This is a genomic window from Nocardia sp. CA-290969 (assembly GCF_050936135.1).
GTDB lineage: Bacteria > Actinomycetota > Actinomycetes > Mycobacteriales > Mycobacteriaceae > Nocardia.
The window spans coordinates 4,725,832-4,738,205 of the sequence record NZ_JBNJNJ010000001.1 but is presented as its reverse complement, the minus strand read 5'-3'; the positions used below and the strand labels follow the sequence as shown (position 1 = coordinate 4,738,205).

Annotated in this window: 8 protein-coding genes; 4 read left to right on the top strand and 4 right to left on the bottom strand. The window is 69.6% G+C overall.

The features are described from left to right. Positions 1-89 precede the first annotated feature (89 nt). Positions 90-968 carry a 3-methyl-2-oxobutanoate hydroxymethyltransferase gene (gene panB / locus ACQEVO_RS21645; protein ID WP_432915983.1) on the bottom strand — a complete coding sequence of 293 codons (879 nt, stop codon included), beginning with the start codon at positions 966-968 and terminating at the stop codon, positions 90-92. 166 nt (positions 969-1,134) lie between these two features. Here panB and ACQEVO_RS21640 point away from each other — a divergent pair, with 166 nt between their 5' ends. The 3 genes from ACQEVO_RS21640 (at position 1,135) to ACQEVO_RS21630 (ending at position 7,158) form a co-directional block, all read left to right on the top strand. Beyond that, on the top strand, positions 1,135-2,682 hold the full coding sequence (locus tag ACQEVO_RS21640) for an alpha/beta hydrolase (RefSeq protein ID WP_432915981.1): 1,548 nt from the start codon (positions 1,135-1,137) through the stop codon (positions 2,680-2,682). A 65-nt stretch (positions 2,683-2,747) separates the two neighbouring features. Beyond that, positions 2,748-4,085, top strand: a complete 1,338-nt coding sequence (locus ACQEVO_RS21635) for a glutamine synthetase family protein (protein ID WP_432915979.1) — start codon at positions 2,748-2,750, stop codon at positions 4,083-4,085. A gap of 61 nt (positions 4,086-4,146) precedes the next feature. Then, the gene (locus tag ACQEVO_RS21630) at positions 4,147-7,158 is read left to right on the top strand and encodes a bifunctional [glutamine synthetase] adenylyltransferase/[glutamine synthetase]-adenylyl-L-tyrosine phosphorylase (RefSeq protein WP_432915977.1); all 3,012 of its coding nucleotides are present in this window, start codon (positions 4,147-4,149) and stop codon (positions 7,156-7,158) included. Positions 7,159-7,392: 234 nt separating this feature from the next. Here ACQEVO_RS21630 and ACQEVO_RS21625 read toward each other — a convergent pair whose 3' ends face one another. Beyond that, positions 7,393-7,671, bottom strand: a complete 279-nt coding sequence (locus tag ACQEVO_RS21625; protein ID WP_432915975.1) for an HPr family phosphocarrier protein — start codon at positions 7,669-7,671, stop codon at positions 7,393-7,395. Between the two features lie 220 nt (positions 7,672-7,891). Here ACQEVO_RS21625 and ACQEVO_RS21620 point away from each other — a divergent pair, with 220 nt between their 5' ends. Then, positions 7,892-9,334 (top strand): metallopeptidase, encoded by a 1,443-nt coding sequence (locus ACQEVO_RS21620; RefSeq protein ID WP_432915973.1) that lies wholly within the window; start codon positions 7,892-7,894, stop codon positions 9,332-9,334. Between the two features lie 433 nt (positions 9,335-9,767). Here the strand turns inward: ACQEVO_RS21620 and ACQEVO_RS21615 are convergent, their stop codons facing one another. Beyond that, positions 9,768-10,637, bottom strand: a complete 870-nt coding sequence (locus tag ACQEVO_RS21615; RefSeq protein ID WP_432915971.1) for an alpha/beta hydrolase — start codon at positions 10,635-10,637, stop codon at positions 9,768-9,770. 155 nt (positions 10,638-10,792) lie between these two features. After that, the gene (locus ACQEVO_RS21610) at positions 10,793-12,211 is read right to left on the bottom strand and encodes a M20/M25/M40 family metallo-hydrolase (RefSeq protein WP_432915969.1); all 1,419 of its coding nucleotides are present in this window, start codon (positions 12,209-12,211) and stop codon (positions 10,793-10,795) included. Positions 12,212-12,374: the final 163 nt, after the last annotated feature.

The window sequence follows — 12,374 nt, the reverse complement described above, 5'->3', positions numbered from 1 at the left end:
AATACCTCATGTGCTCGAGCCGAAAGTTCTCGACTCCGAGTTTGCCATCTCGAAACGAGGTGAGAAGCGGCTCCGGCCCGGACGCGGGCTCAGAAGCTGTGCTCGGGACCCGGGAACGTCCCGCGCCGGACCTCCTCGGCGTAGGCGGCGGCGGCCGTCCGCAGCTCATCGCCCACCGCGGCGAACCGCTTCACGAACTTCGCGGTCTTCCCGCTGGTGAACCCGGCCATGTCCTGCCAGACCAGCACCTGGGCGTCGCAGTCGGCACCGGCGCCGATGCCGATGGTCGGGATGGTCAGCTTCCGGGTCACCTGGCCCGCCACATCGGCCGGAACCATCTCCATCACCACCGAGAACGCGCCCGCGGACTGCACCGCGATCGCATCGGCGAGCAAGCCCTCGGCACCCGCACCGCGGCCCTGCACCCGGAAACCGCCGAGCGTGTTCACGCTCTGCGGGGTGAACCCGATATGCGCCATCACCGGAATACCGGCGGCGGTGAGCAGCGCGATCTGGTCGGCGACGCGTTCGCCGCCCTCCAGCTTCACCGCGTGCGCCCCGCCCTCTTTCATGAAGCGGGTGGCGGTCGCGAGGGCCTGTTCGGGGGAGCTCTCGTAACTGCCGAACGGCAGATCCGCCACCACCAAAGCGTGCGGGGCGCCGCGTACCACCCCGCGGACCAGCGGGATCAGCTCGTCGGTGGTGATGGGGACGGTCGTGTCGTACCCGTACACCACGTTGGCGGCGGAATCGCCGATCAGCAGGACGGGGATACCTGCCTCTTCGAAGAGCCGGGCGGTGGAGTAGTCGTAGGCGGTGAGCATGGCCCAGCGTTCGCCCGTCGCCTTCATCTGCTGCAGATGCTGGACGCGGGTCGGGCGCCGGGTGGGTTTCGCGGAATCGGCCGCGCCCGAGGTGGAAGTTTTCGCGGCACCGTAGGCGGGGGTTTCCGCGGCGGAATCGGGCATGCCTGATGATTCGGACATCATCGTCCCTTTCGTCTCCTCGAGGCCCTGACCGGGTCCCCGGGTTCGGTTGACGCCTTCCAGTGTGCACCCGCGGCGCAGCCGGAACTAAGCCCGCGACCTGGTGCGGTTGGTCACATCCACGGGTGTCGGCGCTGGTCGCGCTAGCATGGCGCCGGTGCGGAGCGGGTGCGGAGTGCCGGCGGGTGTGCTGGCAATGGTGGCGGTGGCGATCCTGGTGACGGGCTGCGCGGAGGAGCAAGGGGCGCAGACAGCGCCGCCCGCTCCGGTCCCCGCCGAATTGAGCCGCTTCTACACGCAGGTCCCGCAGTGGGGGTCGTGTACCGGCTATGCCGCGCCCGGGGAGGGTCTGCCGCCGGCCGCGCAGTGCGCCCGGATCGAGGTGCCGATCGACTACGCCGACCCCGCGGGCCCGACCGCGCAGTTGGCCCTCTCGCGACTGCCCGCAAGCGGCGACCGGATCGGTTCGCTCCTGCTCAACCCCGGCGGCCCCGGGATGTCGGGGCTGTCCACCGTGGCGATCGGCGGCGGGACTCCGCTGGCGGAGCGGTTCGACCGGGTGGGCTTCGATCCGCGCGGTGTCGGCGCCTCCACCCCCGCGGTGACCTGCCTGACCCCGCCCGAAGCCGACGCCGAACGCGCCGAGCCGCCGGAGCCGAACACGCCCGAAGGTATCGCCGCCGACGAGGCCGAGAACCGTGAATACGCCGACCTCTGTATGGCGCGCACCGGCGAGGAGTTGCTCGCGCATATCGGGACCCGCGAGGTCGTCCAGGATATGGATGTCATCCGTGCGGTCCTGGGCGATCCGAAACTCACCTATCTCGGCTACTCCTACGGCACCCGCCTCGGCACGGCCTACGCCGAGGAATTCCCAGGCAATGTGCGCGCGATGGTGCTCGACGGCGCCATCGACCCCACCCAGGACCCGGTTGCCGAATCGCTGCGCCAGGCCGCCGGATTCCAGCGGGCCTTCGACGCCTACGCCGCCGACTGTGTGAAATCGGCGGACTGCCCGCTGGGCACCGACCCGGCGCAGGCGATCCCGCGGTTCCGCGCCCTGGTCGACCCGCTGTGGGAAACCCCGGCCGCCACCACCGACCCCCGCGGCCTGAGCTACAACGACGCGATCACCGGTGTGCAGCAGACCCTTTACAGTGCCGATTTCTGGCCGGTACTCACCGTCGGGCTCACCGAGCTGGGCCAGGGGCGCGGCGATACCCTGCTGCAGCTCGCCGATCTGTACAACGGCCGCCGCGACGACGGCAGCTACAGCAACTTGACCGACGCCTTCAACGCCATCCGCTGTGTCGACGATCCGCGCGTCACCGACCGGGCGGTGGCCGGCCGCCAGGACACCGAATACCGGGCCGCGGCCCCCTTCCTCGACGACGGCCGCGGAACCGGCGCGGCCCCGCTGGAACTGTGCGCGACGTGGCCGGTGCCCAACACCAGCCAACCGCACGAGATCTCCGTGCAGGGTCTGCCGGAGACCGTGGTGGTATCCACCACCGGCGACCCCGCCACGCCGTACCAGGCCGGTGTCGATCTGGCCGAGCAGCTCGGGGCGGCGCTGATCACCCACGAGGGCGACAGCCACACCGTGGTCCTCAACGGTGGCGCGACCTGCGTCGACGATGCCGTGATCAGCTACCTGACCGACCTGAAATCGCCGCCCGAAGGCCTGCGCTGCTGACGCCGACACACAGCGCAGCACGCCATGTAACACGGATTTAACGCCGGGTGCCTACTCTCGCGGTCATGGATCGCCAGAAGGAATTCGTGCTGCGGACGCTCGAAGAGCGGGACATCCGCTTCGTACGTCTCTGGTTCACCGACGTGCTGGGCTATCTCAAGTCCGTCGCCATCGCGCCCGCCGAACTCGAGGGGGCGTTCGAAGAAGGCATCGGATTCGACGGGTCGGCCATCGAAGGGTTCGCCCGGATCTCCGAGGCCGATATGGTAGCCCGGCCCGATCCGTCCACCTTCCAGGTGCTTCCGTGGGCGTCGAGTAAAGGTCACCAGCACTCCGCCCGCATGTTCTGCGATATCACCATGCCCGACGGTTCGCCGTCCTGGGCCGATCCGCGCCATGTGCTGCGCCGTCAGCTCAACAAGGCCGGCGATGTCGGGTTCAGCTGCTACGTGCACCCGGAGATCGAATTCTTCCTGCTGAAGAACCAGGCCGACGGTCTCCCGCCGGTCCCCGCCGATACCGGCGGGTTCTTCGATCAGGCCGTGCACGATTCCGCCCCGAACTTCCGGCGCCACGCCATCGACGCCCTCGAATCCATGGGTATCTCGGTGGAGTTCAGCCATCACGAGGGCGCACCCGGCCAGCAGGAGATCGATCTGCGTTACGCGGACGCGCTGTCCATGGCCGACAATGTGATGACCTTCCGGTACCTGATCAAGGAAGTCGCCATCGACGAGGGCGTGCGTGCGACATTCATGCCCAAACCGTTCTCCCAGCACCCCGGCTCGGCCATGCATACGCATATGAGCCTGTTCGAGGGCGAGGCCAACGCCTTCGCCGATCCGGACGATCCCGACAACCTCTCCGCGACCGCCCGCGCGTTCATCGCCGGCATCCTGGAGCACGCGCACGAGATCAGCGCCATCACCAACCAGTGGGTGAACTCCTACAAGCGGCTCATCCACGGTGGTGAGGCGCCGACGGCGGCCTCGTGGGGCCGGTCCAACCGGTCGGCGCTGGTCCGGGTGCCGATGTACACGCCGAACAAGGCGTCCTCGCGCCGGGTCGAGATCCGCAGCCCCGATTCGGCCTGCAACCCGTACCTGACCTTCGCCGTGCTGCTGGCCGCCGGCCTGCGCGGTATCGAGAAGGGGTACGAACTGCCGGCCGAGGCGGAGGACGACGTCTGGTCGCTCACCGCGGCGGAGCGGCGCGCCATGGGGTTCAAGGAACTGCCCGGAACGCTGGACGAGGCGCTGCGCGCGATGGAGCGGTCGGAACTGGTCGCCGAAACCCTCGGCGAGCACGTCTTCGATTTCTTCCTGCGCAACAAGCGGCGGGAGTGGGCCGATTACCGCACCCAGGTGACGCCGTTCGAACTGAGCGAATACCTCGGCCTGTAACGACGCGGCGGCGGACGGGGGTCCGGCACACTTCCCGGCGCACAATGGGTAACTTTGGCTCATGGTCCGCCCCCCGTCCGCCCGATCCGCCGTCCCCGGTGCCGGCCGGCTCGGATTGCTCGAGCCGACGGCCGCCGATTCGCTGAAAACCCTCGGCTGGGACAATGTCGACAGCATCGCGGTGCTGTGGGCGCTCTCGCGCGCACCGGATGCCGATCTCGCCCTCAACACCCTGATCCGGATCCGGGAATCCCTCGGAAACGACTGGGACGCCCTGGATTCGGCGATCCGCACCGAAACCACGTTGCGCGGCAGGCTCTTCGCGCTCATCGGCTCCTCCACCGCGTTCGGTGATCACCTGGTCGCCGATCCGCACGCGTGGACTCTGCTGCGCCGCGCAGAACTGCCCGAGCGCGACGAACTGATCGCCGACCTGCTGGCGGTGGTCGGCGCCGAACCCGAAACCGGGCCGAATGCGTCGCCGATGCTGTTCCGGGCCCGCGAATCCGGGCCGGAAGTGGTGGCCGCGCTGCGCAAACGCTACCGCGACCAGCTCATGCTGCTGGCCGCCGTGGATCTGGCCGCGACCGTGGAGAACGAACCGGTCATCCCGTACGAGGTGGTGGGCCGGCAGCTCACGGCGCTGGCCGATGCCGCGCTCACCACCGCGCTGGCCGTGGCGGTGGCGCGGGTGTGCCGCGACGAACCGTGCCCGGTGCGGCTGGCCGTGATCGCCATGGGCAAGAGCGGCGCCTGCGAACTGAACTACGTCAGCGATGTCGATATCGTGTTCGTCGCCGAACCCGCCGACTCCGTCGCCACCCGGCTGGCCGCGGAGATGATGACCGTCGGCAGTTCGGCGTTCTTCGAAGTGGACGCCGCCCTGCGCCCCGAGGGCAAGGCCGGTGCCCTGGTCCGCACCCTCGATTCGCATCTGGCCTACTACCAGCGCTGGGCCCGGACCTGGGAATTCCAGGCCCTGCTCAAGGCCCGGCCGATGACCGGTGATCTGGAGCTGGGGGAGCAGTACCGGGCCGCGACCGACGCGATGGTGTGGACCGCCTCCGAACGCCCGGATTTCGTGCCCGATGTGCAGGCCATGCGGCGTCGCGTGGAAGATCTGGTGCCCGAGGATCTGCGGGAACGTGAGCTGAAACTGGGCAGTGGCAGCCTGCGCGATGTGGAGTTCGCGGTGCAGCTGCTGCAACTCGTGCACGGCCGGGTCGATCCGAAACTGCATGTACAGGGCACCGTGGAAGCGCTGGCCGCGCTGGCCGCGCGCGGATATGTGGGTCGCGACGACGCCGCCAACCTCACCGCGTCCTACGAATTCCTGCGCCTGCTGGAACACCGGCTGCAGCTGCAGCGGCTCAAACGCACGCACACCCTGCCCGCCGCCGACGACGAGGAAGGTATGCGGTGGCTGGCGCGGGCCGCCGATATCCGGCCCGACGGCAAACGCGACGCCGCCGGGGTGCTGCAGGCCGAACTGCGCCGCAACACCAGCCGCGTCCGGCGCCTGCACACCAAACTCTTCTACCGTCCGCTGCTGGAATCGGTGGCCAGTATCGACTCGGAGGCGTTGCGGCTCAGCCCCGACGCCGCCGTCCGCCAGCTTGCCGCGCTCGGCTACGCCGACCCGGAGCACGCCCTCGGCCATCTGCGGGCGCTCACCAGCGGGGTCTCCCGGAAAGGCCGGATCCAGGCCCTGCTGCTGCCGACCCTGCTCGCCTGGCTCGGCGACACCCCCGACCCCGACGCGGGCCTGCTCGCCTACCGGCGGGTCTCGGAAGGCCTCAACGACCAGGACTGGTATCTGCGGGTGCTGCGCGACGAGGGCGCGGTGGGGCAGCGGCTGATGATGGTGCTGGGTTCCTCGGCCTACCTGCCCGACCTGCTCATCAACGCCCCCGAAACCATCCGCATGTTCGCCGACGGCCCCGAGGGCCCGTTGCTGCTGCGCACCCAGCCCGCGGATGTGGCCGGCGGCATCCTCACCGCCGCCGACCGTTACGACGACCCGAAACGTGCCGTCGCCACCGCGCGTTCGCTGCGCCGGCACGAACTGGCGCGGGTGGCGTCGGCGGATCTGCTGGGCCTGCTCGAGGTGCCGCAGGTGTGCGCGGCGCTGTCGTCGGTATGGGTGGCGGTGCTCGAAGCCTCACTGCGGGCGGTGATCCGGGCGAGTGTGGCCGAACGCGGTGCCCCCGCACCCGCCGATTTCGCGGTGATCGGCATGGGCCGGCTGGGCGGCATGGAACTGGGGTACGGTTCCGACGCCGATGTGCTGTTCGTCTGCGAACCCCGGCCCGGCGAAGAGGAACACGTCGCCGTGAAATGGGCCAACGGAATCGCCGAACAGGTGCAGAAACTGCTCGGCGCACCCAGTACCGATCCGCCGCTGCAGGTCGACGCCGGGTTACGACCCGAAGGCCGCAGCGGCCCGCTCGTGCGCACCCTGACCGCCTACGAGGCCTACTACCGGCAATGGGCCCAGCCCTGGGAGGTGCAGGCCCTGCTGCGGGCGCATCAGGTGGCCGGCGATCAGGACCTCGGTTTGCGGTTCCTGCACACCATCGACCCGGTGCGCTACCCCGCCGGCGGGGTCTCGGCGGAGGCGGTGCGCGAAATCCGCCGGATCAAGGCCCGGGTGGATTCCGAACGCCTGCCCCGGGGCGCCGACCCCGCCACCCACACCAAACTGGGTCGCGGCGGACTGGCCGATATCGAATGGACCGTGCAACTGCTGCAGTTGCGGCACGCGCACGAAGTCCCGGAATTGCACAACACCTCCACCCTGGAATCACTCGATGTCATCGCCCGCCACGAATTGCTCGGCGCCGAGGACACCCACCTGCTACGGCAGTCCTGGATTACCGCCACCGCGGCCCGCAACGCGCTGGTCCTGGTGCGCGGTAAGCCCACCGACCAGTTGCCCGGACCGGGCCGTACCCTGTCGGCGGTCGCCCGGGTGGCGGGCTGGCCCAGCGGCGACGGCGGCGAATTCCTGGACAACTATCTGCGGATCACCCGTCGCGCACGCCGCGTGGTGGAACGGGTGTTCGGCGTCTAGAGGCATACCGCAGCACTCCACGACCGGGCACGGTCTGCGGAATGAGATGCGCCCGGCTGCCTCCACGCGGCGTATTCCCGCCGACGCTGCGACAGTGTGTGGGTGGGTGACGAGTGGCGCTGAGCTGTGCCGGGCGACGCATACCGCCGCGGTCGCTCTCGCCGAGCGAGGACCGACGGTCGCTCGGCCCGGCCCCCAGAGCCCGGTCGGTAGCGCCGTCGGAGCAATGTATCGTCAGGTGCTGGTCAGCGCGCGGAAACGGCCGGTCAGGGCGTCCAGAGCCCGGCGGTCCTCGAGGTCGGGTGGGCGGATGCCGCCCTCGGCGGTGATGGTCACCCGGGTCCCCTCGCCGATCCCCAGGTCGGCCCAGCACCACGGGAGAACCGGCAGGTTCACCGCGTGGTCGTTGGCCGCGACGGTGATGCGGGAACTGTAGCCCGCCGCGCTCGCGGCGAGTTCCTCGGCGGATTCCGCGGTGAGCGCGCCGGGCGACCGGAACTCTTCGACGTACACGGCTCCTCCTCGATCACGGCTGTGAACAGTCTAGTGAGCCGCCGGTGCTAACGAGCCCGCTGCCGAGCCCTATACCGCAAGATGAACGAGCCGCCCGTGTTCTGCGGTGTACGCCGTTGCCCGCCTTGTGATTCGATGATCACCGGTCCGGGCACGCGATACCGCCGCCCGGGCGCTGCCGGGCCGCCGACGGCCCGGCACGGGATACGGGGAGAAACAAATGACGAGGACACGGTGGTCGCGGCTGATGGGGCTGGCGGCCGCGGCGATGCTGACGGTTTCCGCGCTGTCGGCGTGCTCGGACGCGAATTCCGCGCAGAACGCGACGGATCCGGACAATCCGTGGCAGATCGCGGGGGCGACGACCAGCACGGGCCCCAGCGGGCCACGTGAGGGCGTATCCGATACCGACCGCCGGGCCGAGAACAGCGACGGCGGGGAAATGGACCGCCTCGCCCTGAACGCGGTGGCCGATATCGAGGCGTTCTGGGCGGAGAACTATTCGGCGACCTTCCCCGGTGAATTCCGGCCCGTCCCGAAGCTGATCTCCTGGGACGCGACGGCCGCGGAACGCGATTCGGTGGAGTTCTGCACCGTCAGCACCCACGAACTGGTGAACGCCGCCTACTGCGGGCTGGACGATTCGATCGGCTGGGATCGCGGTGTGTTGCTGCCCGAACTGGTGCAGCAGTTCGGTGAAATGGCCGTGGTGATGGTGCTGGCCCACGAATACGGCCACGCCCTGCAGATCCCCGCCGGTATCGCCACCGAGGACACCCCGGGCCTGGTCACCGAACAGCAGGCCGACTGCCTGGCCGGGGTGTTCCTCCGCCATGTCGCGGAAGGCGATTCACCGCATTTCACGCTGAACACCAGCGACGGTCTCAACGGCGTCCTGGGCGCCACGGTGGCCGTGCGCGACCGCGACCCCAACGATCCGGACAATGTGCACGGCACCGCCTTCGAGCGGGTCACTGCCGTGCAGATGGGTTATATGGAAGGCGCCGGTTCCTGTGCCCAGATCGACGAACAGGAGATCGAGAACCGGCGTTCGGGCCTGCCGGTCACCTTCGAACCGGGCGAGGAATACCTGCAGCTCGAGGTCACCGAGGATTCGCTGCAGGATATGGCGGCCGCACTCGGCGATATCCTGCCGGTCAGCGGTACGCCCCGGTACGACTACGACGGCGTACCCACCGGTTGCGCCGACGCCACCCCCACCGAGCCGGTCGCGTACTGCCCGGCCACGGAGGTGATCGGCACCGATGTCGACGCCCTGGCCGAACGCGCGGGGGAGCAGGGTTCGGAGGACGAACCGCTCTCGGCGATCGTCAGCGGCGACTACAACGCCTTCGTCGTGTTCATCTCCCGCTACGCCCTGCTGTACCAGCACGAGAAACAACTCACCCTCACCGGCGCCGACACCGCCGGCCTGCGCACCGCCTGCCTCGCCGGCGTGGTCACCACCGCGCTCAGCCAGGAGACCAGCAACCCACGCCTGTCCGCCGGGGACCTGGACGAAGCGGTCTCCGGCCTGCTGTCCGACGGGCTGGCGGCCAGTGATGTGAACGGCGAGGTCGTTCCCGAGGGTTACCTGCGCCTGGAAGCCTTCCGCCTGGGCGTCCTCGACGGCGAACAGGCCTGCCTCACCGAGTACGCATAGGCGGTGCCCCCGGCTGAACGCCGACGACGATAAGCGACGTCCGGATCCCGGCGGCCGAAAGACACTGGAAATCACATTGTTCGGATGCGAGCCGCCCCTACGGCATCGCGTGGTGCCCGATGCTGTCACCGACCGCTGGTGCTGCTGCGGCGGGGCCCGTGCTGCCTACCGGCGTCGCTCAACAGGTCGAGCGTCCATCGGCCCGAGTGACGCCGGAGAACAGTTCCGGGGCGGTACTGCCTCCGCGGCGGCCGATCGTGCAGCCGTGCCGCTCGGTATCCGGTGATCCCACTGTTCAGCCCGGTCCTGCTCGGCGGAATACCGATCGGCGGGCCGACAACGCTGCGTTGTATGCCGGTGACTCCGCTCTTCCGATCGACAGCGTGCACCCGGCCCGGCAGGAGGCGAGCCGCCGGTCGACCACGGACTCCGTTTACCGGGGCGCGGAGTCCGGGAGCCGGGCGGTCAGCCAGGCGACGACATCGGCGAGCACCTGGTCGCGTTCGGGCTCGTTGAAGATCTCGTGGTACAGGCCGTCGTAACGGCGGATCGTCAGATCCGTTGTGCCCGCGCGTTGTTCGATTCGGTCGGTGCTCGCCGGGGCGGCGATGGCGTCGGCGGTACCGTGCATCGCCAAAGTCGGGACCCGCAGGTCCGGGAGCCGGTCGAGGACTCGGCCCGCGGCGGTCAGTATTTCGGTCGCCGTGCGGGCGGGGAGTTTGCCGCGGAATACCAGTGGATCGTTGTCGTAGGTGGTGACGACGTCCGGGTCGCGGCTGATCTGCGACGAATCCAGTTTCAGCACACCCAGATTCGGCGCGATCCGGGTGATCACCGGTGCGAACAGTCGCTGCACGGGATTGCCGGCATCGATGAGCAACGGCGGCGCCGAGACCACCACCCCCGCAACATCCAGCGGAGCCCGGGTGGCCAGGTACAGGGTGATCAGCGCGCCCATCGAATGCCCGATCAGGAACGCCGGCACGCCGGGATGCTCGGCCCGGGCGAGGTCGAGCAGGGCTGCCACCTTGTCCGCGGCGTCGTCGACCGAACCGAGATTCGCCGGTGCGCCGACCCGCGCGGACTCTCCGTGACCCACATGGTCCAGGGCGTGCACCGCGAAACCCGCCGCCGCCAGCGTCTGCCCGACGTATTCGTACCGTCCCGAATGCTCGGCCACCCCGTGGACGAGCACGATCACGCCGACCACCGGCCCGGCGGGCAGCCAGGCGCGTCGCGCCAAGCGGTGGCCCGCATGCTCGAATTCCCCGCGCTGTGTGCGGATACCCTGGTCGCCGGTCATCGGACCTCCCTCGAAGGAAATACATGTGGTCCGCGGTAGCCGCAGCGGAGGTATCGCATCACTGCTGCTCCCGCGAAGCCCGTGCATACGGTTCGCGGCGGCCGAAGCGCCGGTGGCGGTATCGCATCCTCCCGGCTCCTGATGCCCTCGGCCGGTCAGTTGCCCCGCTGCGGCTCGGCGAGGGCGGTGAACAGGCGCCGGTTGAACTCGATCAGCCGAGCGTAGTTCACCCGGGAGAGGCGTTCGTCGTTTCCGTGGATTCGTTCCAGGTCGGCCGCGGTGAGCCGGATCGGCGCGAAATTGCACCGGGTACCCGCCAGATCGTCGTAGTGCCGGGAATCGGTCGCGCCCGGTACCAACCCGGTGGTGACGGCGGCTTCCGGCGCCACCTGCCGGGTGATCTCGGCGACCAGATCGAACTGCGGCCCTGGGACCGCAGCCGCGGACGGTTCCGAGGTCATCCCCACCGATTCGATCCGGACGTTCTCGTCGCGCACGGTCCGGCGGCAGTGCGCCAGTACCGATTCGACCGTATCGCCGGGCAGGATCCGGAAATTGACCAGCGCCTCCGCCTGCTGCGGCAGCACATTCGCCTTCACTCCGCCGTGGATCACCGTCGGCGCGGTGGTGGTGCGCACCATCGATTCGGTCTGCGGGGACGCGGCCAGGATCCGGGACACCACCGGCGCCGCCGCCCCGGCGAAGCCGAGCAGCCGGCGTTTGGTCGTGGGCAGGTACGGACGCAGGCGGGTGAGCATATCGGTGACCACCGGGGTCACCCGTAACGGCATCGGATGGTCCTGGAGCCGGCTCACCGCCCGCGCCAGCCGCCCGATCGCGGTCTGCCGGCCCGGCATGGACGAATGCCCGCCCGCATCGGTGACCGACAGCCGGACCGTCGCGTACCCCTTCTCACCGACCATGATCGTCGCCACCGGCACCCGCACATCGCCGACGATGCCGTCGGTGATCACGCCGCCCTCGTCCAGCAGCAGATCCGCATGTACTCCGCGCTCGCGCAGCCGCTGCGCCATCCGGACCGCGCCCGCATCGCCGAACACTTCCTCGTCGTGACCGAAGGCCAGATAGATCGTGTGCCGCGGGCGTAGACCCGCGGCCAGCGCGGATTCGGTGGCCTCCAGGATTGCCAGCACCCGGCTCTTGTCGTCGATCGCGCCGCGACCCCAGATGAACTCCTCGTCGACCACTCCGGCGAACGGCGGGTGCGTCCAGCGCCCGGGATCGTCGGCGGGCACCACATCCTGGTGCGCCAGCAGCAGGGCGGCGGTCCGGGTGTCGTCGATCCCGCGCCAGGTGTAGAGCCGGCTGTGCCCGAACTTCTCGAGTTCGAGTTCGGCATGCACCCGCGGGAAGGATTCCTCCAGGTGCTCGCCGAGCCGGCGGAATTCCGCATCGAGCGAGTTCTGCGCGGCGTTCGTCCCCGTTTCCGCACCGGAGTCGGCGACCTCCTCGCGGGAGACGGTGACACAGCGCAACGCGACCGCGAGCCGTTCCGCGGTGGCGTCGTCGACCGGGTCGCCGGACGACGGACGGGTCTCGAGGTTGGTGGACATCCCTGTATTGTCCTCGCCCCGCGCCCCCGATGTTGCCGGATGCTCCGGGTGGCGGTGGCCGAGCGGATCGTGGCGCCGGGCCGTCCGGCCGCTGGACTCGGGCCGGCGGCGGGGGTGCAGGCGGCCCGACCGGCTCGAATGGCTTGCCCGTCCCGTGACCGGC

Excerpts from the sequence above, each read along its gene's own strand:
- ACQEVO_RS21610 (WP_432915969.1), bottom strand. The coding sequence starts at position 12,211 with ATGTCCACCAACCTCGAGACCCGTCCGTCGTCCGGCGACCCGGTCGAC.
- ACQEVO_RS21635 (WP_432915979.1), top strand. The coding sequence starts at position 2,748 with ATGGATCGCCAGAAGGAATTCGTGCTGCGGACGCTCGAAGAGCGGGAC.
- ACQEVO_RS21640 (WP_432915981.1), top strand. The coding sequence starts at position 1,135 with ATGGCGCCGGTGCGGAGCGGGTGCGGAGTGCCGGCGGGTGTGCTGGCA.
- ACQEVO_RS21620 (WP_432915973.1), top strand. The coding sequence starts at position 7,892 with ATGACGAGGACACGGTGGTCGCGGCTGATGGGGCTGGCGGCCGCGGCG.
- ACQEVO_RS21615 (WP_432915971.1), bottom strand. The coding sequence starts at position 10,637 with ATGACCGGCGACCAGGGTATCCGCACACAGCGCGGGGAATTCGAGCAT.
- panB (WP_432915983.1), bottom strand. The coding sequence starts at position 968 with ATGCCCGATTCCGCCGCGGAAACCCCCGCCTACGGTGCCGCGAAAACT.
- ACQEVO_RS21630 (WP_432915977.1), top strand. The coding sequence starts at position 4,147 with ATGGTCCGCCCCCCGTCCGCCCGATCCGCCGTCCCCGGTGCCGGCCGG.